Genomic DNA, 19,836 nt, shown 5'->3' with positions numbered 1-19,836 from the left:
GATGAATCCGAAGACCCTGCCCCTCGCACGGCGCGCCGACCAGCTTGTGGGGTCCGTCATTGACTCCAGCACGTCACTGCTCGCCGCCCAGAAGCACGATATTGTCCGTTTCGCCATGGGCGCCCCCGCGGATGAGGCGATTCCGATGGAGATCTTCCGCGAAATTGCCGGCACCAAACTGGATCACAGCTCCTTCACCTACGGCGCCACCGAGGGTGAACCTCAGCTGCTGGAACAATTACTCGGTTACTTATCGACGACGGCGGAGCCCACCTCGGCCGAGCGGGTCTCCATTACCGCCGGCGGCATGCAAGGGCTGGACCTGGCCTGCAAGATTTTCGTCGATCCCGGCGACCTCGTCGTGGTCGAAAGTCCCACCTATACGAACGGCAGCGCCACCGCGCTCAGCTACGGCGCGGAACTGCTCGAGGCGCCAATGGACCAAGACGGCATGGTGGTCGAAGCCCTGCCGGACCTGATCAAGCAGGCTGGGCGGAAGCCGAAGGCCATCTACGTCATCCCCAATTTCCAGAACCCGTCCGGAACCACCATGTCGGCGACACGACGGGAACGACTGCTGGAACTGGCCCACGAGTGGGACTCGGTCATCATCGACGACGACCCGTATGGGCTACTGCGCTTCGCCGGTGAGGACATTCCCGGTTTCCACTCGATCAGCCCGGAGGATCCACTGCTGTTCTCGGTGCGGACATTCTCGAAAATCCTCGCCCCGGGCCTCCGTGTGGGCTGGGTCAACACCGATCCGTCACTGCGCCAGCTGGTTATCAACGCCAAGCAGGCGATGGACACCTGCACCAACGTACCGAGCCAGCACATCGTCACGGAGTTCATCCGCCGCGGCGGCCTCGACGACCACCTGACCGAACTGCGCTCGGTGTACCGGGAACGGAAAATCGCCATGCAGGACGCCCTGCAGCGTTACCTCGGTGACCGGGTCCGGTGCACCGATCCGGAAGGCGGCTTTTTCCTCTGGGTCACGCTGCAGGGTGAGGACGCGCAGATCTCAACGAAGGCGTTGTTCGAAACGGCGCTCGCCGAGGGTGTCGCCTTCATCCCGGGACCCTCCTTGTCGCCGTCCGGAAAGTTCGACGACGCTTTGCGGCTGTGCTTTGCCTCGTCCACTCCGGAACGAATTGATGAAGGCGTGCAACGCCTGGCGAACGCGATGGACAAGGAACTCGCAGCAGGAAAGGCAGGCCGTTGAGCCCCGAAACGTTGACCCCGGCAGAACAGCGGGTACTGGAATATATCGACGAAACGGAACTCATCCAGCTCGCGTCCGACCTGATTGCCGCTCCCAGCGAGAATCCCGGCGGCACGGAAGCGTCCGCCGTCGAAGTCCTCCGCCGGGCCTGTGAGCAGTATGGGCTGGAAGTGGCGGTCTCCGAGGCCGCTCCCGGCCGTCCCAACCTGGTGGCGACCCTGCCGGGTGGAGAAGCGGGGCCGGTGATGTTCCTGGGCCACTCGGACGTTGTTCCCGCCGGTGAAGGATGGACGCGCGAACCGTTCAAGCCGGTAGTCGATGCCGGACGGCTCTATGGCCGCGGCTCGACGGACATGAAAGGCGGGCTTGCCGCCGTCGTTCTGGCCATGGCCGCCCTGGCACGGGCGGGGAACCGGCTGTCCGGCCCGGTCCAGCTGGTATGCACGGTCGACGAGGAGGATCTCGACCTCGGCATCCGTGCCTTCGTCGAGCAAGCAGGACAGCAGGCGGGACTGCAAGCGGGACAGTCAGCGGGACAACAAGCCGGGCAGGCAGCGGGAAATCCGTCTGGTCAGATCGCCCCGCAGTCGTATTCCGCCTGCATCGTGGCCGAGCCGACTGACCTTGAAACCGTGATCGGCTGCCGCGGAGACAGTTATCTCGAACTGACAGTCACCGGCATCCCGGCCCATTCCGGAAAGCCCGCCGACGGCCGCAACGCCATCGACGCCGCCTCGAAAATCCTGGAACTGATCCGCCGGGACGGCGAACGCCTGGCCCAGGACCCCGATCCCTTGTTGGGCTATGGAACCTGGAACGTGGGCCGAATCGAAGGCGGACATGGAACGGCAATTGTCGCTGGGACCTGCTCCGTTTCGCTCGACCGTCGCCTGATGCCGGGCGAGGATCCGCAGCAGCTCGCGGAAACGTTACTGAAACAGATCCGCGCCGCTGAAATCGATTCCGACGGGATCAGCGTCGACCTCGAAGTCACCATGGAAATGCCCGGTTTCCGGACAGACCCCGACAGCGCCGTCGTCGCTACGGCGGTTAACGCCATTGCTGACGCGGGTGGCGGGGAAAGTCCAGTGGGAGGTTGGACGGCAGCCTGCGACGGCGGGTTCATCGCCCGCCACTTCGGCGTCGACACCATCGTCCTCGGTCCCGGCGGCCTCAATGATCAAGCCCACCAACGGGATGAGTCTGTGGGAGTTGATGAATTGACGACGGCGGCCCGCGCCTATGCGCTGATGTGCATGCGGCTGCTGCTACCCGCTTAGTTCGGCCAATGCATTCGGATCGGAGTCGTTGAGGAACTTCGCAATCCGTTCGGCTTCCTCCGCCTCGTTGATCGCACCCGCGGCCCGTCCCAGCGCATACAGCGCCCGCAGGAACCCACGGTTGGGTTCGTGCGTGTACGGTACCGGCCCATGGCCGCGCCAGCCGGCACCGCGCAAGGCATCAAGCCCGCGGTGGTAGCCAACGCGGGCGTACGCGTAGGACTCGATGGTGCTTCCCTCGTTGTAGGCTTCATCGGCCAGGATGGCCCACACCAAAGACGACTTGGGGTACTTGGCCGCCAGATCCACGGCCTCGTCGCCGGCTTCGAGGCGGGCGACGACGTCGGGCTCCTCCGGAAGCAGCGTGGGCTCCGGACCGTCCAACAGATTCTTGCCCAGCATGTCAGACATACAGGTCCTTCCTAGAGCTTTTTGCCGGCGGAACCGAGTGACTCGGCTGCTTCGACGATGCGGGCAGCCATGCTCTTCTCGGCCGAAGCGCCCCAGACGCGCGGGTCGTACATCTTCTTGTTGCCGACCTCGCCGTCGACCTTCAGGACGCCGTCGTAGTTGGCGAGCATATGGCCGGCCACCGGACGGGTGAACGCGTACTGGGTGTCGGTGTCGATGTTCATCTTGATCACGCCGTAGGAAACCGCATCGGAGATTTCCTGCTGGCTGGAGCCGGATCCGCCGTGGAAGACCAGGTCAAATGGAAGCTCCTTGCCGATCTTCCGGCCAACCTCGTCCTGAATCTCCTTCAGGATCTCCGGGCGAAGCCGGACGTTGCCCGGCTTGTAGACGCCGTGCACATTACCGAACGTCAACGCGGTGATGTAGCGGCCCTTGTCGCCGGCGCCCAGCGCGTCGATGGTCTTCAGCCCGTCATCGACAGTGGTGTACAGCTTGTCGTTGATCTCGTTGGCGACGCCGTCTTCCTCGCCGCCGACAGTGCCGATCTCGACCTCGAGGATCATCTTGGCCGCAGCGGTGCGGGCCAGCAGATCCTCGGCGATCCGCAGGTTCTCCTCCACCGTTTCGGCCGAACCGTCCCACATGTGCGAGTTGAAGATCGGGTCCTCGCCGCGCTTCACGGCCGCCTCGGAGGCCTCCAGCAGCGGAATCACGAAACCGTCGAGTTTGTCCTGCGGGCAGTGGTCGGTGTGCAGGGCTACATTGACGTCGTACTTCTTGGCGACCTCGCGGGCGAAAGCGGCGAAGCCGAGGGACCCGGCGACCATATCCTTGACGGAGGACCCGGACCAGTAGGCAGCACCGCCGGTGGAAACCTGGATGATGCCGTCCGAACCGGCGTCAGCGAAACCCTGCAGGGCAGCGTTCAGCGTCTGGGAGGACGTGACGTTGACCGCGGGGTACGCGAATTTGCTCTCCTTCGCGCGGTCGATCATCTCGGTGTAAATCTCTGGTGTCGCGATGGGCATACGAACTCCTCGTAACTTGAAGATGGAGATATAGCAGGGGCTGACTCCATCCTAACGAGTCCTGCCCGTTATTCAGACTGTGTGAAGCTCACCGCCACATCAGGACACCAGCTGTCCAAACACATTCCGCCTGACCCAGGCATGCATCGCAATCGCCGCGGCCGCAGAGGCATTCATCGATCGGGTGGAGCCGAACTGTGCGATGGAAAGCGTGGCATCCGCCGCTTCATGAATCGCCGGCGTCAGCCCCGGGCCTTCCTGCCCGAACACCAGCACGCAGTTCTCCGGCAGATCGTAGCTTTCCAGCGGCACCGAGTCCGGAAAATTGTCGATCCCCACAACCCGCAGGCCCTCACCGGCGGCCCATTCGACGAACTCTTCAACCGTCGGGTGGTGCCGCACATGCTGATAGCGGTCGGTGACCATCGCGCCCCGGCGGTTCCACCGGCGTCGTCCAATAATGTGCACTTCCTTGGCCATGAACGCATTGGCCGTCCGGACGACGGATCCGATATTGAGGTCATGCTGCCAGTTTTCGATGGCGACATGGAAGTTGTGCCGCTTCGAATCCAGGTCGGCGACGATCGCGTCATGCTTCCAGTAGCGGTATTCGTCCACGACGTTGCGGGTATCCCCGTTGGCCAACAACTCGGCGTCGTAATGCTCCTCTTCCGGCCAATGACCCTGCCATGGTCCGACGCCGACAGTCAGGGCCGGCGCGGCCCGGATAGTCAAGCCAGACGCCTCCGGTGGGTAAGATGCGGTTGTGGCGGGTGCGCCGCCGTCGTTCTCTTTCACGCTTTAACCCTAAGGTGCAAGACTTGAGCTGATGTCCATACCTAGCGAAGGGACCACGATGCGGGAAAACGAGCACATTGAGTGCTGGCTGACGGATATGGATGGCGTCCTGGTGCACGAGAACCAGGCGATCGAGGGGGCCTCCGAACTTATCCAGCGGTGGGTTGACACGTCCAAGCGGTTCCTGGTGCTGACCAACAACTCGATCTACACCCCACGCGACCTGCGCGCCCGCTTGAAGGGCTCAGGACTCGACGTGCCGGAGGAGAATATCTGGACCTCGGCCCTCGCCACCGCCCAGTTCCTGAAAAACCAGCTCCCCGGCGGACGCGCCTATGTCATCGGTGAAGCAGGATTGACGACGGCGCTGCATGAGGCCGGCTTCGTCCTCACCGACCAGAACCCCGACTATGTTGTGCTCGGCGAAACACGCACCTATTCGTTCGAAGCCATCACGAAGGCCATCCGGCTGATCATCGACGGTGCCCGTTTCATCGCGACGAATCCGGACGCGACCGGCCCTTCGAAGGATGGTCCGTTGCCTGCGACCGGAGCAATCGCGGCCCTGATCACTACGGCCACCAAGCGCGAGCCTTATGTGGTTGGCAAACCCAATCCGATGATGTTCCGCTCGGCGATGAACCAGATCGATGCACACTCCGAAACGACGGCTATGGTCGGCGACCGGATGGATACCGACATTATCGCCGGCATGGAGGCGGGGCTTCATACGGTGCTGGTGCTGACCGGGATCACCCGCAAGGAAGACATCGACGCCTTCCCGTTCCGGCCGAATCAAGTAGTCCCGTCAGTGGCCGAACTGATCGAGCAGGTCTAGCAATCAGGTCCGTTGCGGGCGGTGCTCGAGCATCGCGACCGTCACGGTGCCGCCCTTGGTTGGCTGCGACCCGACCTCGGTGAACCCCAGCCGGCCGTGGAACTTCAACGACCCGGGATTCGGCGGATCGGTGTTTACCTCGCACGTCACGGAATCAGCACCGATGGACCAGGCATGGTCGAAGACGGCGGCGTAGAGCGACTCCCCCACTCCGCGCCCGCGTGCACCGTCGGCTACGACGATCCGGTCCACGTAGAAGTGTGATCCGCCCCGTTTCTCAAACCACTGGAAGTTTTCGCTGTCATACGGCGAACCGGCTGAAAACGCGAAGACGAAACCGATAACGGCCGCACGGTTTTCGTCCGGGACCGCGACCAGTTTGAGGGCGGCACCGTCGACCAGGGCGGCAATACCATCCTCATCCGTAGTGGGAACGGCCGGCACCGCCGAATTATTGATGACGGTGATCGCCGGAATGTCTGCATCGGTAACGGCGCGCAGAAGGACAGACATCGTTAATCCAACCCCAGTTCATCTTTGCCGAATGCGAACAGGTACGGAATATCGGCTTCCTTCTCGATGCGTTCCTTTGCCCCTGTATCGCGGTCCACGATCACGGCGACCGCTACAACGTCGGCCCCTGCCTTGCGTAGTGCTTCGACCGCGGTCAGAGCTGAGCCACCCGTCGTCGAAGTGTCCTCCAAGGCGATCACCTTGCGGCCCTTGACGTCCGGGCCCTCTACCTGGCGGCCCATTCCGTAGGACTTTTGCGCCTTGCGGACCACAAAGGCGTCGACAGCACGGCCAGCGTCCGCCGCAGCATGCATGACGGCCACTCCAACTGGATCCGCGCCCATCGTAAGACCGCCCGCGGACTGAAAATCGTTATGTCCCGCGCGGTCGAGCAGGTCCAGCATCACCTGGCCGACGAGTTTGGACGCTTCATGGTGGAGCGTGATGCGGCGCAGGTCAATGTAATAGTCCGCTTCTTTACCGCTGGAAAGAGTCACTCGGCCCCGGACGACGGCGAGTTCCTTTATCAATTCCAGGAGGCGGGCACGGGCATCGGATACATCGGGAAGCGCTGAGGTCATGGCTTCAAGCATATAGTCCGCCGCTGGTTCAGGACGGCAGTGCTCTTTCAGCGCCGATTATTTCGGTGACGGAGAGAAAGCCCTATGGTTGGGGCGGGTTCCGAGGTGAGTATCGTGCCTCCAATTTGGCCAGTCTCCAGTAGCCGAAGGCCACCAGCCAGCTGAGCAGCAGTATGGCCACGATGATGTATCCCAGGTTCTCCAGATTGATGGCGGCAATCCAGGCCAGCGGTCCGGTATCGGCGCGGAGCCACTGGGCGAGCAGGGAGGTGAGTCCTACTCCGCCGACCAGGAAGGCAACCGCGATGGAGATGATGGTGACGGTGAGGTTGTAGTAGATCTTGCGGACGGGCGCGGCGAAGGCCCATCCGTAGGCATGGTTCATCACCACCCCGTCCAAGGTGTCGAACAGCGTCATTCCCGCGGTGAAAAGGATGGGGAGCACCAGTACCACGTACCAGGGCGCTGTGAGGGCGGCCGTTCCACCAACCACGAAGAGGCCAATAGTGGTGGCCGTATCAAACCCGAGCCCGAAGAGAACACCGACCGGATACATCTTCCATGGCTTATCCACCTTGCGGGCCACCGGGCCGAGCACCCTGTTCAGCACGCCGCGGTTGTCCAGCAGTTTGTCCAGCTGGGCTTCATCGAAATTGCCGGCTTTCATACCGCGGAAGATTCTCAGAATCCCAATCAGCGACAGCACATTGACCGCACCAATGAGCAGCAGGAAGAGTCCGGAAATCAATAGGCCCCACATGCCGGCCGCCGATAGGAAAGCTGAATCGTCCGCCGTTATCTGTTGGGTGAGTACGTTGAGTCCTGCCGCCAACAGAACCACCGTAACGACGACAACTGTGGAGTGGCCGAGCGCGAACCAGAACCCCACCGATACCGGGCCCTTGCCGTCGTTGACCAGCTTCCGGGTCGTGTTGTCGATGGCTGCAATGTGGTCGGCGTCGAAGGCATGGCGGACCCCGAGAGTGAAGGCGGCCAGCGCCAATCCGGTCCCGAATACTGCGTTGCTGCCCATCACGTAACGTCCAGGAAGGACGACGGCGAAGAACATGCCCCACCCGCCGGCCAGCAGCAAGACAATGACTATCCCCATCCCGATCAGCGGCTTCCCGGTGCCCGGGGCGGACATCCTGACCACGTTCATGGCCGCTCCTGTGAAGGTTATTCCACTGATTTTGCGGGTTCGCCGGCCGAAGCTCCCTCCTCGTGAGTGTGGAAGTAGCCTCCTCCGTCCTCGCCGGCATGGAAGTGCGGGGCCATTGGACCTGGGTCCGTAGGGGTATGGTCGCCGGCGATGTGTTTGGAGTGGAGCCGGCGTACCCAATCGCAGAGTTGGTCCACAGTGTCCTGTTGCTTCCTGGACATCGGCAGCACCGGGGCACCGTTCCGGGCGGCGGTCGCGTCTTTGACCATTTGTTCGACGTCGACCTCAACGTAGGGGGCAAGGTCGATTTTGTTGATTACCAGCAGGTCCGCCCGGGCAATCCCCGGTCCTCCCTTACGGGCGACATCACCGCCGCCGGCAACGTCAAGTACGAATATTTGCGCGTCGATCAGGGCAGGGGAAAACGTGGCGGTCAGGTTATCGCCGCCGCTTTCGACGAAGACGATATCCAGGGGTGCGAAGTCTTTCTCCAGATCTTCGACGGCGATCAGGTTCATGGTCACATCGTCGCGGATGGCCGTATGAGGGCAGGCGCCGGTTTCCACCGCCCGGATCCTTTCGGCGGGCAGCACGCCGGCCGAACGCAGGAACCGGGCATCTTCGTCGGTGTAAATGTCATTGGTGATCACGCCGATGTTGAGTTCTTCGCTCAGATTCCGGCACAGAGTCGCAATCACTGAACTCTTTCCGGTGCCTACTGGTCCGGCAATGCCAAGGCGCAGCGCGCGGCTTTGGGCGGAGTTGGTTTCAGGCATTAGGCTCTCCTCGTTCTCGGATCATCGGTCTGTTCTGGTCATCGGTGTTCGGGTCATCGGACTGCTGGTATCGGTGCGCGGACTGTATCCTCGTATCCGTTGCCCTTTGGCATCGGGGCCCCTGGCTCTCCGTCCGCCTGTTGTTGCCTGGCGGCCGGCGACCACGGCGGGCCGAGAAGTTCCATACCCTGATCCAGGTTCCGGCGCAGCCGCAAACTATCCGCGGCAACAGTGCTGACCATGGCGGCCGGACCGTTCAAGGGCAGCACGGCGGCGTCTGGAGCGAACGGACGGGCGGCGATGGGCTCATCCTCCCAGTCGGGGTCGACGACGAGGACCGACCCAAGTGCCCGGTGCTGTCCAACCACTGCAGGGCTGTCCCCTCCGGCTGACGCCGGTCCCAGATCAAGTTGCTGGTTGAACAGCGGCTTCCCGCCCCGGCGCACCCGGATATGCTGGCTGATGCTCCCGGGGACTTCTCCGGAGCGGCCGAGCAGCAGTTCCTCCCGCATCATCAACCGCGCCTCGAGGTCCAGCTCAACACGGATATCGTGCAGGTGATCGCAGCCGTGAGCGGCAATTACCGGCTCCGGCAACCAGACCAGCGTGGCGCCGTCGCCCACGTGGATGTTGATCTCCATCCTGGAGCGGCCGCCCCTCGCTCCCGGCAACAGCAGTGTCGCCGAGACCTCATTGAGGATCAGCGTGCTGCCTGCTCCGACGTCGATATCCAAGACCAGCCGGTCGCCACCGAGAGGGCCGGCTGCCCCTGATGCCAGCGACACCCTGGCAAGCCGGGCGCCCGCACCCGTCCACGGTTCCCAACCCTTCTGTATGGTGGGCCGAAGCACCAGCGGTGCCTTGGAACGGAGACCGCTCACCCGGCTGCGTGCTTGTCCCCCGCTGCCGATGACTTGTTCAATGACCAGGGAGGCCCGGGCGTACATCGATCCGTGCTGGTGCGGGTTGTCAGGAGGCAAAGAGACGCACATCCCAACGTGCGTGGTGCTCCGCGGCGATGTCCAACAACGGTGCGCCGGCGGCTGGAAGCTCCTCAGGCGGCGAGCCGGCGTACCCGGCGGCTTCAGCGGACAGCCGGTCCAACAGGGGTGTCAGGTGGGCCAGTGCCGCGTGGACGCTGAAGGGATCGAGGCTGAGCAGCTTCACGGATGCCGCAGCCGGGCCAGCGACCGACTCATGCAGTACAGCCAGTGCGGCATCGTGGGCGGTGAGGTCGAAGGCGGCGGCGGCCACCCCGAACACGATTGGTTGGTGAGGCGCGGTTGCCGTGCCCGTGAGTGCCTCGAACCGCGGATGCGGGTGGATGGCACTGGCTGCGCGCAGCAGTTGCCGGCCCAGTGTCCGCGATACTGACCGCAATGACGCTGAGGGGATCCGTGCGTCCAGTTCCGGATCGAGCTCGTGCAGCCGATCCATGTCCGAGGCGGTAGAGGCGTCGCATGCGGCGGCGGCGAAACTGGCCGCTACGAGTCCCGAGGTGAGGGCCCGCCCGGTCAGGAAACGTTCCAGGCTGTCCGCATCACGCACTCCCTGGGTATGGATGATGGCCTCCAGCCCGCCCGAATGTGCGTAGCCGCCCGCGGGCAGGCGTCCGTCGGCGAGCAGGAGAAGCGCTGCAGCGTTGGGCGGCATTTCGTTGCCTAGAACAGGAAGTAGCGTTGGGCCATGGGCACTTCCTGCGCCGGCTCGTGATCGATCAGCTCGCCGTCGATCTTCACGCCGTAGGTGTTCGGGTCCACCTCGATATGTGGCATTGCGGCGTTTTCCGGCAGGTCCTGCTTGGTGCGTCCGCGGCAGTTTTCGATGGCGACCAGCCTGCGGTTGATATTCAGCCGCTCCGCGAGATTATCCTCGATGGCGGCTTCGGACACGAATGCGACACTGGTCGATGCTGCCGCCCGGGTGTGGGAGTTGAATCCCTGCCGCGGAAGCACGGGTTGGGGTGTGGGTATTGAGGCATTGGGATCGCCGAGGGCGGCAACGGCCGCGACGCCGCCTTTGAAAACGGCCGTGGGCCGGACGCCGAACAGCGATGGCTGCCACAGGACGAGGTCCGCCATTTTTCCTGGTTCGATGGAACCTACCTCGCGTTCCAGACCGTGCGCGACCGCCGGGCAGATGGTGTATTTGGCGACGTAGCGCCGGGCCCGCCGGTTGTCGGCCGTGCCGTCGCCGGGCAGCGAGCCGCGGACCTTCTTCATCTGGTGCGCGGTCTGCCAAGTCCTGCTCACCACCTCGCCGATGCGCCCCATTGCCTGCGCGTCGGAGGACATGATGGACAGGGCACCGAGGTCCTGCAGCACATCCTCGGCGGCGATGGTGCCGGCACGGACGCGGCTTTCGGCGAAGGCGAGATCGTTGGGCACCTGCGGGTTCAGGTGGTGGGCCACCATCACCATGTCGAGGTGCTCGTCGACCGTGTTCACTGTGAACGGCCTGGTGGGATTGGTCGATGCCGGCAGTACGTTGCGCTCGGCGGCGATCCGGATGATGTCGGGAGCGTGTCCGCCGCCGGCGCCCTCCGTATGGTACGCGTGGAAGGTGCGGCCGTTGACCGCCCGGAGCAGATCCTCGACGAAGCCGGCCTCGTTGAGCGTGTCGGAGTGGATGGCGACCTGGACGCCGGATTGATCCGCGACCTGCAGGGCAGCATCGATGACGGCCGGAGTTGCTCCCCAGTCTTCGTGCACCTTGAACCCGCCGACGCCGCCGCGCAATTGCTCCCACATGGCCTCGTGCGAAACCGTATTGCCTCGCCCCAGGAAGAGGACGTTGACCGGCCAGGGGTCGAACCCTTCGAGCATCCGTTCCATCCACCAGGATCCGGGCGTCGCAAGGGTCGCCTTCGAGCCCTCGGTCGGGCCGGTTCCGCCGCCGACCACCGTGGTGGTGCCGACCGCCAGCGCCTCCTGCAGCATGTCGGGGCCGACGAAGTGGACGTGTGTGTCGATGGTTCCTGCCGTCATGATCAGCCCATTGCCGGCCATGATCTCGGTGGAGGGCCCAATCACGAGGTCGGGGTGGATACCGTCCATGGTGTCCGGGTTTCCAGCCTTCCCCAGGGCGATGATCCGCCCGTCCCGGATGCCGACGTCGGCCTTAATGACGCCCCAGTGGTCCAGCACGATGGCGCCGGTGATCACCAGGTCCGGCGTACCTTCCGCCCGCGTGGCGCGGGATTGGCCCATGGATTCGCGGATGGACTTACCGCCACCGAATACTGCCTCGTCGCCGCCGGAACACCGGTCCTCCTCCACCTCGATGAGCAGGTTCGTGTCGGCCAGCCTCACCCGGTCCCCGGCCGAGGGCCCGTAGGAGGCAACGTATTCTGAACGGGAAATCCTACTCATCGAGTTTTCCTCCACACAGTCCCCGTAGCCCGGGAACAATACGTCTGCCGCGGATCGGAATCAGTTCGACTTCCTCGGCGGCACCGGGCTCGAACCGCATCGCTCCACCTGAAAGCACGTTCAATCGCTTGCCCCACGCCGCGGACCGGTCAAAGTCCAAGGCGGCGTTGACCTCGGCGAAATGGAAGTGTGAGCCGACCTGCACGGGTCTGTCAGCCATGTTCTCAACCCGCAGTGTGGTGACTTCCAGACCTGCGTTGATCTCGACATCGTCCCCGCAGTGGATAACTTCGCCGGGGATGAGCGGATCGGACTCGCTCAGCCGCTCATCGGAGTGGCGCCGCGGTGCCTGCCGTTCACCGGTGCCCGAGCGGCGCGGTTCACTGGGACTGCTCGGTCCCGAAGAGTGGTGCGGTTCATTCTCCTGCGTCTTTTCGCTGGGGTAGTCCCGGCCGGGGTCATCTGAGGGGTGCACCGGCTCGACATGGCGCTTTTTCGGCTTCAGCTTCGGGTTCTCGAAGGGATTATGGCTCTTCGTCATTGGATCGGCCCCGTCACCGTTACGAGCTTGGTTCCATCGGGAAAAGTAGCCTCAACCTGGACCTGGGCCAACATCTCCGGGACGCCTTCCATCACATCGTCCCGCCCGAGAACGTGGCGTCCGGACTCCATCAGGTCAGCCACTGATTCGCCGTCGCGGGCACCTTCGAGCAAGTACGAGGTGATGATGGCGGTGGCCTCTGGAAGATTTAGTTTGAGGCCGCGTTCCTTGCGTTCGAGGGCGAGTTTTCCGGCGGAGTAGACCATCAGCCGTTCCTGCTCATGCAAGCTCAGAAACACCGTATTCTCCCACTTGAGTGCGGATATGCGGCACTAATTCAGCCCCGCAAAACAGCGCGGATTCGTTAGAAAGAGAGTCGCACCAATTTCGGCGACTTGATACTAAGTCAACTTAGCACCGGCCTTAAACGCCGTCAATGGAAACACCGTCAACGGGCGGCGAGCGCCGCAGTAGCCCGGTCGACCAGTTTTGACGCAACCTGGACGAGCCGCTCGGCAAGTTCCAAGGCGACTTCAGGGACTTCCCGCCGCAATCGCTGATACTCGTGCGGCGTCAGCACCTCCAGGGAGGTTTCTCCATCCGCATGGACATCCGCTACGTGCGGAACTCCGCTCATTGTCGCCACCTCGCCGAAACTTGTTCCTGAGGTCAACACGTTGATCGTCTTCGTTCCACCCGCGTCCCGCGGAATCGTCGAATGCGCCTTTCCCGACATGACGAGGAAGATCCCGGCCGGTTCGGCTCCCCTCGCAACTATCGTTTCGCCGTCGTCGTAATCGCGTTGCTCTAGGTAGTCCCGCAGGATGCCGACCGTTTCCGGCGATAACTCCTGCGCCAGAGGGTGCTCGTCCAGTGTCAACCGCCCCTCCCCGCCGGTTGGCTCGCCGTACTTGGTGATAATCCAGTCCTCGCACCATTGTGTTGCTGAATCCACGCCGTCGAAAACGGCCGGACCGCCATCCTCCTGCGGGCTATGCGCTCCCCGGTTCCCGCCCGACGTCCTGGAGCGACTGTTCCCGGAGACGAGAATCCCATCCGGATCGACGACGACCGACCGGCAGTGACTGGCGGCAATATTCTCCTGGAGCTTCGAGAACGTCCGCCGGGCAACCGCGCTGAAGTCCTCAACGGAACTGACATCAAGGACGATCAGGTCGAGCGACCCCGTCAGCTCGGTGACCGTCCGCGCGACACTCTCCGCCCCGGAAAAGTACATATCGCCGTGCAGCTCCAGGATCCGCACCTTGTTACCCTTTTCCTCCAGTATGTGCTGCTCCTTCGGAGTCCGGAGCCGGCGCGACGGCGCTTGATCCAGGGTGAACGTGGCACGGACGGCGGACCGCGCGCTGCGCGAGACATGCATGAAGTGCAGTTCCATCTCGGATGACAACCGCCGGCAGGTGGCGACGCCCCGGACGCTGTTGCCGTGCTGATCCAGGCGCGGCGAGAAGACGGCGATGCCAATCTGCCCCGGGAGCACGGCCAGTATTCCGCCGCTGACGCCGCTCTTGGCAGGCAAACCGACCTCAGCAACCCACGTCCCGGCGTCGTTGTACATGCCGCAGGTGGTCATGACGCTGAGGACATGCTCCACCAATTCCGGCGCGAGCACCCGCTCGGAGGTCACAGGGTTTACGCCCTGGTTCGCCAGCGTGGCGGCCATGATGCTGAGGTCCCGGCACGTTACATTGACCGAGCACTGCTTGAAGTACAGCTCGGTGGCCGCGTCGACGTCCTCTTCGATGATGCCTTGGTTCTTCAGCAGATAAGCGATGGCGCGGTTGCGGTCACCGCTGCGGCGTTCGGATTCATAAACCTGCTCGTCGAGCTGCAATTCCCGGCCGGCATAGGCGGAATAGGTGCTGCGAAGGCGCTCGAACCTGTCGCCGTCGGAAGATCCGGTAATCAGTGAGCTGGCGGCCAGCGCGCCCGCGTTGATCATGGCGTTACGCGGGCGGCCGGTACCGCGCTCAAGGCTGATCTCATTGAAGGCATCACCGGAAGGTTCGACGTCGATCTTCTTCCGCACCGCTTCGGTTCCGTGATCTGCGAGCGCCAGGCCATACGTGAAGGGTTTGGAGATGGACTGGATGGTGAACTCCGACTGCGCGTCCCCGACTTCGTAGACGTTGCCGTCCATCGTGGCCAGGCACAATCCAAACTGGTCGGGGTTTTCGTCCGCGAGTTCGGGAATGTAGCTTGCGACATTTCCGGAATCGTCCGGGGCGATTTTCCTGAGGAGGGACTCCAGATATTCCTGCACAGGTGACTGCATGATTGAACACTACGTCACGACGTCGTCGGCGGGTTTTAGTGGTGCTGGACTCTTGCCGCTGGGTGTCTGCGCTGTCGGACTCCTAGACTGGGTGAATGGTGGATACAGAAGAACGTCAAGAGATGATCGCCCGTACCCTGGTGAACGCATTCAGTTCCCTGATGGAGGCCGACCCCCATGGTTTCCGCACCAAATTCCGCAAGATGGCGGCCGACCCATTCGCCTTCTACCGGGGCAGTGCGTGCTTGTTCTACGCGGACATGAACGCAATGGAGGATCCCTGGGCGGACGAGCGCACCGACAGGATCTGGATCCACGGAGATCTCCACGCCGAGAATTTTGGCACCTACATGAGCAGCATGGGTTCGCTGACCTTCGACATCAACGACTTCGACGAGGCGTATTTGGGCCACTTTTCCTGGGACCTGCGCCGTTTCGTCACATCATTGGCTCTGCTCAGCTGGCAGAAAGCGCTGCCAGAGCGGGCTGTGCGCGACCTGGCCCGGACCTATCTGACGGCTTACCTGGAGCAGGTAAGCTACTACGCCGACGCCGGCCAGAACGACTTCGCGCTGCGCCTGAACAACACTAAGGGCACCATCCACGACGTCCTGCAGGCGGCCAAATCCTCGCGGCGGACAGATCTGCTCGATGCCATGACCCTGGTGGAGAACCACGAACGGCATTTCCGTGAAGATCGCAAAACACGGCGCCTGGGCGAGGACGAGTATGCCAAGGTCGAGGCGGCTTTCAACGAGTATTTGCAAACGATTCCTGATTCGAAGAAGTCAGGACGCGAAGTCTTCTACACGATCAAGGACATCGTCGGGAAAAAGGGATTCGGCATCGGCAGCGCCGGGCTTCCCGCTTATAACGTGCTGATTGAAGGTTTCAACGAGGCGCAGGAAAACGATATTGTCCTCTCGCTCAAACAGGGAAACGTTGCCGCTCCCAGCCGGGTGGTCACCGATGAACGGGTCCGCAACTATTTCGAGCATGATGGCCACCGGACGGTCATCAGCCAGCGCTCGCTCCAGGTTCACACCGATGCGTTCCTCGGTTACACCACCATCGATGGCGTTGGTTTCGTCGTCGACGAACTCTCCCCGTACAAACGCGACCTAAGCTGGGACAACTTGACTGAGCCGTCGGAAATTGACCCGGTGCTGGCCGACCTGGGACGTGCCACAGCCAAGGTCCACTGCGCCTCTGACCAGGACAGCGACCACGATCTCGTGCCATTCCAGACGGAAGAAGCCATCACACGGGTGATCGGCGACCGCCGCGAGGAATTCATCCAGGAGATTATCGACTTCGCAGTGGAGTATGCGGCGCGTGTCCGCCGCGACCACGCCCTCTTTGTCGACGCTTTCCGGGAAAACAAAATCGCCGGCGTACCTTCCATCTAGGAACGGTACGCCGGCGCTGTTGGTGACAGCTTGTTCCTAGAAGATGAACATCAACAGTGCGACGATTGCCAAGATTCCCACAATGGTCCAAATTAGACTTTTGCCAGCCATAATATCCTCCAAAAATAGTTGATCGCTTAGACTCTAAGCATACTTATAAACCGTAAGGACGGCACCCCTTATTTGGCAAACCGTTAAACTACAGCGGCAGCCAACCGCGCCACGTTATCCACAAACTTCACGAGCGGATAACGTGTTGTCCATTCCTCGAGCAGAAGTTCCCGGGACCGTGCGCGGTAGGATTCCTCGACGTCGCGCATCTGTTGTACGGTCTTGGCACCAAGCAGCATCAGCGTGACTTCGAGGTTCAGTTCGAACGAACGCATATCCATATTGCTTGAGCCAATTACCGTGACGCGGTCGTCAATGGATAAATGCTTGGAATGCAGGACAAAAGGTTTTCTGTAGAGGTAGATCCGGACACCCGCATGCAGAAGTGCAAGATAATACGACTGTTGAGCATGCTGGACCAAAAACTGATCACCGCGCTCGGACACGAATAATTCCACCTTTACACCCCGCTGGGCCGCCGTGGTGACGGCCCGCAGCAGCGATTCGTCCGGCACAAAATACGGACTGGTGATGGAAATGCGTTCCTGGGCGGAGTAAATAAGGGTGTTGAACAGCTGGAGGTTGTTGGCGGTGGCAAATCCTGGGCCGCTGGGCACCACCTGCGCCGTCACATCGCCAGGAGGTTCATCCCTGCGGTAGGGCTGGAGTTCCTCGAGCAGGATCTCGTCGGTCTCGTTGTACCAGTCAGTGGCGAACACCGTGTCGAGGGCCGCGACGACGTCGCCCTCCACCTTCGTCATCAGATCCACCCACCGCAGGTTCCCGCCGCGGTTGTAACTGGCATCCACAATGTTCTGTGACCCCATAAAAGCAACGCGGCCGTCGACGATGACGATCTTGCGGTGGTTGCGCAGATCCGGGCGGCGCCAGCGGCCTTTCAACGGCAGAATCGGCAACATCTTTCGCCACTCCAGCCCGATACTGTTAAGCCGCGCAATGGTCCGTCGGTAGCCAGGCACCCTAAGCGACCCAATGTGATCGAACAGGACACGCACCTTCACGCCCCGGCGGTGTGCCTGCTCCAGCGCCTGGAAGAAGACCTCCGTAGTGTTATCGAGATTCAAGATGTAGAACTCAACATTTACGTAATCGTGGGCCTTATCAATTTCCTCCGCCATGTCGCTGATGGAATCGGTGTAGTCGTGGCAGAATTCCGCGCTGTTGCCGCTCTGACTCGGCAAGGCACCAAGGGACCGGTTAAGAGCGACGACGCTCCGCAGCCACTCGGCACCCTTGTAGTCTTCTTCCCGCAACTCGGCCGCTGTGGTGTTGTCCCGAATGATCTCGTTCGCCCGGGCTTGATTCCTGATCCGACGCCGGCCGATGCTGATACTGCCGAACAGCAGGAACAGCACGACGCCGGCGTAGGGCACGAACAGGATCAGCAGTATCCAGGCCATGGCAGAGGATGGCCGGCGGTTCCCTGGAATGATACCCAGCGCGGCGATGGCGATGATCACGTAGATCGCGCCCAGCAGGACCGTCAGCCAATCGGGCAGGACAGGCAGTAGTCCGTCGGACGCTTCATCCGTGGTCACGCTAAGAGTCATAGTGCTCTCAACGATATCCGGATGGACCCGGTTACTTCACCGCCCCTGAGGTCAACCCGGCGACGAAGTACCGTTGCAGCATCAGGAATCCGATCACCACGGGGATACTCACAACCAGGGAGGCAGCCATAATCTGGTTCCAGTAGATATTGGTTTGGGTGGAATACAGCGTCAGCCCCACCGCGACAGTACGGTTGGCATTCGTCGTCATGACGGATGCGAACAAGACTTCGCCCCAAGCCGTCATGAAGCTGTAAATTGCGACGGCGACAAGGCCAGGTTTTGCGGCCGGCAGGACAACGCGCAGCAGCGCGTTCATAGGTGAGCAGCCATCGACCTTCGCTGCTTCATCCAATTCCCGGGGAATTCCATCCAGATAGCCCGCCAGCATCCAGATTGAAAACGGTAGCGAAAAGGTCAGGTAGGTAATGATGAGGCCGATCCTGGTTCCCACCAGTTGTACCCCGAAGACCTGATCGATATTGACGAAGATCAGAAACAGCGGGAGCAGAAAAAGGATCCCTGGGAACATCTGCGTGGAAAGAATCGTCGTGCTGAAAATCGTCCGGCCACGGAACCGGTACCTCGAGATTGCGTAAGCGGAGAAGATGGCGATTATCAGGCTCAGAATGGTCGCAGAGATGGACACAATAATGCTGTTGAGAAAGTAGTCGGCCAACGGAACGGTGGCCCACATCTGGATGAACGGCTCAATGGTGAATTCCTCGGGCCACCAGGAAAACGCTCCCTGCACATCGCCCAAGGGCTTTAGCGCTGAAGTAATCATCACGTAGATCGGAACGGCCGTTGACACGGTCAGAACAGTCAGGACGATAATGCGGAATGCTTTCGCGGGAGTTGTCTCACGCACGTTTTGACCTCCAGTTCAAGGCAATCAGGTAGATGCCGCTGACCACCAGCAGGAACAACATCAACAGCACGGACATGGCAGCGCCCAGGCCAAAGTTCCAGGTAAGGAATGATGCGTTGTAAATATGGAACGAGATCAGATCGCCGGCCGGCGGTTGCGCAGATCCAAACAATACGAATGGAACGTTGAAGTCGTTGAACGTCCACAGAAACATCACCAGGACGAGTACCATATTGACCGGCCGCAGCATCGGCAAGGTAATACTGCGCCACTGCCGGAATGGTCGTGCACCGTCCACCGCTGAGGCTTCATAAACATCCGTGGGGATGCTCTGCAACCCCGCCATCAGCATCAAAAAGGCGAATGGCCACAGGCGCCAGGCGGCAACAATGACGATCGAGACGAAGGCATTATCGCCGATCAGCCAGAACGGCTTCTCATCGATAAGTTGCAGATTGTCCGCCAGGAGATGGTTGATTGCCCCGCCGTCCTTCTGCAGCATGAACTTCCAGGCAATGACGCTCGCGAAGACCGGCAGGGCATAGGGAACAAGGAAGAACGTACGGAAAAAGGAACGGCCCCTGAAACTGCGCTGTAGTGCCACCGCGGCCGACATGCCAACCGCCCAGGAAATCCCAACGACGAGGACGGTAAAGCCACAAGTGATTAAGAAGGATTGCAGCAGAGCTTCACCAATGACGCCATTGAAATCCAGGGATATCCGGTAGTTGGCGAGACCGGCGAAAGGAGCCTCGCCCCAGTTGGCGATGAAAGACTGCGTGAGCTGGAGGAAGCTGACCCAGATGCCGGTCATCATCGGAATGACGTGGATGACCAGCTCAAAGGCGATGGCCGGGAACAATAATGCGTACGGCAGCCACCAACCCGGCGGTCTCTTTTTCCGTGGTGGTGGTTCGTTGGGCGGCGGATCGATTTTGGCTTTGACCGGCTCCCGCATGCTGGTTCGTGCAGTCATTTCAGAGTTCCACCCTTTCTGCGTTGAGGTGGAGTGCAGGACCGCTTCAGCGTCCTGCACCCCACCGAGCCTGCC

20 protein-coding genes are annotated in these 19,836 nt (G+C 61.8%); 4 read left to right on the top strand and 16 right to left on the bottom strand.

Annotated features, from left to right (window positions below; translation table 11 throughout):
• The first annotated feature begins 1 nt into the window (after window position 1).
• Entirely contained in the window at window positions 2-1,225 is a 1,224-nt protein-coding gene (locus ACX80B_RS06425; protein WP_459294223.1) for an aminotransferase-like domain-containing protein, read from the top strand.
• The gene (locus tag ACX80B_RS06420; RefSeq protein WP_459294221.1) at window positions 1,222-2,505 is read left to right on the top strand and encodes a M20 family metallopeptidase; all 1,284 of its coding nucleotides are present in this window, start codon (window positions 1,222-1,224) and stop codon (window positions 2,503-2,505) included. The genes ACX80B_RS06425 and ACX80B_RS06420 overlap by 4 nt, the downstream gene beginning before the upstream one ends.
• On the opposite strand, the gene ACX80B_RS06415 is transcribed toward ACX80B_RS06420, so the two are convergent.
• From ACX80B_RS06415 to ACX80B_RS06405, 3 genes are all read right to left on the bottom strand, one after another.
• Window positions 2,494-2,916 (bottom strand): DUF3151 domain-containing protein, encoded by a 423-nt coding sequence (locus ACX80B_RS06415; protein WP_459294219.1) that lies wholly within the window; start codon window positions 2,914-2,916, stop codon window positions 2,494-2,496. The genes ACX80B_RS06420 and ACX80B_RS06415 overlap by 12 nt on opposite strands.
• A gap of 11 nt (window positions 2,917-2,927) precedes the next feature.
• Window positions 2,928-3,947, bottom strand: a complete 1,020-nt coding sequence (gene fbaA / locus ACX80B_RS06410; RefSeq protein ID WP_459294217.1) for a class II fructose-bisphosphate aldolase — start codon at window positions 3,945-3,947, stop codon at window positions 2,928-2,930.
• 99 nt (window positions 3,948-4,046) lie between these two features.
• Complete coding sequence (locus ACX80B_RS06405; protein ID WP_459294328.1) at window positions 4,047-4,682, bottom strand: TrmH family RNA methyltransferase; 636 nt, start codon at window positions 4,680-4,682, stop codon at window positions 4,047-4,049.
• Window positions 4,683-4,776: 94 nt separating this feature from the next.
• Here ACX80B_RS06405 and ACX80B_RS06400 point away from each other — a divergent pair, with 94 nt between their 5' ends.
• Window positions 4,777-5,583, top strand: coding sequence for an HAD-IIA family hydrolase (locus tag ACX80B_RS06400; RefSeq protein WP_459294215.1), 807 nt, complete (start codon window positions 4,777-4,779; stop codon window positions 5,581-5,583).
• 3 nt (window positions 5,584-5,586) lie between these two features.
• Here the strand turns inward: ACX80B_RS06400 and ACX80B_RS06395 are convergent, their stop codons facing one another.
• From ACX80B_RS06395 to glsA, 10 genes are all read right to left on the bottom strand, one after another.
• A complete protein-coding gene (locus ACX80B_RS06395; RefSeq protein WP_459294213.1) occupies window positions 5,587-6,096 on the bottom strand; it encodes a GNAT family N-acetyltransferase in 510 nt (169 codons plus the stop codon).
• A 2-nt stretch (window positions 6,097-6,098) separates the two neighbouring features.
• Window positions 6,099-6,677, bottom strand: a complete 579-nt coding sequence (gene pyrE / locus ACX80B_RS06390) for an orotate phosphoribosyltransferase (protein WP_459294211.1) — start codon at window positions 6,675-6,677, stop codon at window positions 6,099-6,101.
• An 82-nt stretch (window positions 6,678-6,759) separates the two neighbouring features.
• Entirely contained in the window at window positions 6,760-7,839 is a 1,080-nt protein-coding gene (locus tag ACX80B_RS06385; RefSeq protein ID WP_459294209.1) for a HoxN/HupN/NixA family nickel/cobalt transporter, read from the bottom strand.
• Between the two features lie 17 nt (window positions 7,840-7,856).
• Window positions 7,857-8,615 (bottom strand): urease accessory protein UreG, encoded by a 759-nt coding sequence (gene ureG / locus ACX80B_RS06380; protein ID WP_459294207.1) that lies wholly within the window; start codon window positions 8,613-8,615, stop codon window positions 7,857-7,859.
• A 53-nt stretch (window positions 8,616-8,668) separates the two neighbouring features.
• On the bottom strand, window positions 8,669-9,595 hold the full coding sequence (locus tag ACX80B_RS06375; protein ID WP_459294205.1) for an urease accessory protein UreD: 927 nt from the start codon (window positions 9,593-9,595) through the stop codon (window positions 8,669-8,671).
• Complete coding sequence (locus ACX80B_RS06370) at window positions 9,585-10,268, bottom strand: urease accessory protein UreF (RefSeq protein ID WP_459294203.1); 684 nt, start codon at window positions 10,266-10,268, stop codon at window positions 9,585-9,587. Before ACX80B_RS06370 ends, ACX80B_RS06375 begins: the two co-directional genes overlap by 11 nt.
• 8 nt (window positions 10,269-10,276) lie before the next feature.
• Window positions 10,277-11,986, bottom strand: coding sequence for an urease subunit alpha (locus ACX80B_RS06365; protein WP_459294201.1), 1,710 nt, complete (start codon window positions 11,984-11,986; stop codon window positions 10,277-10,279).
• Window positions 11,979-12,527, bottom strand: coding sequence for an urease subunit beta (locus ACX80B_RS06360; protein ID WP_459294199.1), 549 nt, complete (start codon window positions 12,525-12,527; stop codon window positions 11,979-11,981). Before ACX80B_RS06360 ends, ACX80B_RS06365 begins: the two co-directional genes overlap by 8 nt.
• On the bottom strand, window positions 12,524-12,826 hold the full coding sequence (locus ACX80B_RS06355) for an urease subunit gamma (RefSeq protein WP_459294197.1): 303 nt from the start codon (window positions 12,824-12,826) through the stop codon (window positions 12,524-12,526). The genes ACX80B_RS06360 and ACX80B_RS06355 overlap by 4 nt, the downstream gene beginning before the upstream one ends.
• Before the next feature lie 149 nt (window positions 12,827-12,975).
• The gene (glsA, locus tag ACX80B_RS06350; RefSeq protein WP_459294195.1) at window positions 12,976-14,823 is read right to left on the bottom strand and encodes a glutaminase A; all 1,848 of its coding nucleotides are present in this window, start codon (window positions 14,821-14,823) and stop codon (window positions 12,976-12,978) included.
• A gap of 95 nt (window positions 14,824-14,918) precedes the next feature.
• On the opposite strand from glsA, the gene ACX80B_RS06345 reads away from it, so the two are divergent.
• Window positions 14,919-16,232, top strand: coding sequence for a DUF2252 domain-containing protein (locus ACX80B_RS06345; protein ID WP_459294193.1), 1,314 nt, complete (start codon window positions 14,919-14,921; stop codon window positions 16,230-16,232).
• Window positions 16,233-16,426: 194 nt separating this feature from the next.
• Here ACX80B_RS06345 and cls read toward each other — a convergent pair whose 3' ends face one another.
• Genes cls through ACX80B_RS06330 form a run of 3 tightly spaced genes read right to left on the bottom strand, consistent with a single transcriptional unit; the run spans window position 16,427 to window position 19,761 of the window.
• Entirely contained in the window at window positions 16,427-17,914 is a 1,488-nt protein-coding gene (gene cls / locus ACX80B_RS06340; RefSeq protein ID WP_459294191.1) for a cardiolipin synthase, read from the bottom strand.
• Window positions 17,915-17,945: 31 nt separating this feature from the next.
• Window positions 17,946-18,785, bottom strand: coding sequence for a carbohydrate ABC transporter permease (locus ACX80B_RS06335; protein WP_459294189.1), 840 nt, complete (start codon window positions 18,783-18,785; stop codon window positions 17,946-17,948).
• On the bottom strand, window positions 18,778-19,761 hold the full coding sequence (locus ACX80B_RS06330) for a carbohydrate ABC transporter permease (RefSeq protein WP_459294187.1): 984 nt from the start codon (window positions 19,759-19,761) through the stop codon (window positions 18,778-18,780). The genes ACX80B_RS06335 and ACX80B_RS06330 overlap by 8 nt, the downstream gene beginning before the upstream one ends.
• Window positions 19,762-19,836: the final 75 nt, after the last annotated feature.

It is taken from the genome of Arthrobacter monumenti (assembly GCF_054511255.1).
Note: the sequence above shows the minus strand (reverse complement) of the source record. Positions and strands in the feature narration are given on the sequence as shown.

What these genes read in the sequence shown, in the direction of transcription:
- fbaA (WP_459294217.1), bottom strand. Translation starts at nt 3,947, where the DNA reads ATGCCCATCGCGACACCAGAGATTTACACCGAGATGATCGACCGCGCG.
- ACX80B_RS06385 (WP_459294209.1), bottom strand. Translation starts at nt 7,839, where the DNA reads ATGAACGTGGTCAGGATGTCCGCCCCGGGCACCGGGAAGCCGCTGATC.
- ACX80B_RS06330 (WP_459294187.1), bottom strand. Translation starts at nt 19,761, where the DNA reads ATGACTGCACGAACCAGCATGCGGGAGCCGGTCAAAGCCAAAATCGAT.
- ACX80B_RS06345 (WP_459294193.1), top strand. Translation starts at nt 14,919, where the DNA reads ATGGTGGATACAGAAGAACGTCAAGAGATGATCGCCCGTACCCTGGTG.
- ACX80B_RS06360 (WP_459294199.1), bottom strand. Translation starts at nt 12,527, where the DNA reads ATGACGAAGAGCCATAATCCCTTCGAGAACCCGAAGCTGAAGCCGAAA.
- pyrE (WP_459294211.1), bottom strand. Translation starts at nt 6,677, where the DNA reads ATGACCTCAGCGCTTCCCGATGTATCCGATGCCCGTGCCCGCCTCCTG.
- ACX80B_RS06395 (WP_459294213.1), bottom strand. Translation starts at nt 6,096, where the DNA reads ATGTCTGTCCTTCTGCGCGCCGTTACCGATGCAGACATTCCGGCGATC.
- ACX80B_RS06415 (WP_459294219.1), bottom strand. Translation starts at nt 2,916, where the DNA reads ATGTCTGACATGCTGGGCAAGAATCTGTTGGACGGTCCGGAGCCCACG.
- ACX80B_RS06400 (WP_459294215.1), top strand. Translation starts at nt 4,777, where the DNA reads ATGTCCATACCTAGCGAAGGGACCACGATGCGGGAAAACGAGCACATT.
- ACX80B_RS06425 (WP_459294223.1), top strand. Translation starts at nt 2, where the DNA reads ATGAATCCGAAGACCCTGCCCCTCGCACGGCGCGCCGACCAGCTTGTG.
- ureG (WP_459294207.1), bottom strand. Translation starts at nt 8,615, where the DNA reads ATGCCTGAAACCAACTCCGCCCAAAGCCGCGCGCTGCGCCTTGGCATT.
- glsA (WP_459294195.1), bottom strand. Translation starts at nt 14,823, where the DNA reads ATGCAGTCACCTGTGCAGGAATATCTGGAGTCCCTCCTCAGGAAAATC.
- ACX80B_RS06365 (WP_459294201.1), bottom strand. Translation starts at nt 11,986, where the DNA reads ATGAGTAGGATTTCCCGTTCAGAATACGTTGCCTCCTACGGGCCCTCG.
- ACX80B_RS06370 (WP_459294203.1), bottom strand. Translation starts at nt 10,268, where the DNA reads ATGCCGCCCAACGCTGCAGCGCTTCTCCTGCTCGCCGACGGACGCCTG.
- cls (WP_459294191.1), bottom strand. Translation starts at nt 17,914, where the DNA reads ATGACTCTTAGCGTGACCACGGATGAAGCGTCCGACGGACTACTGCCT.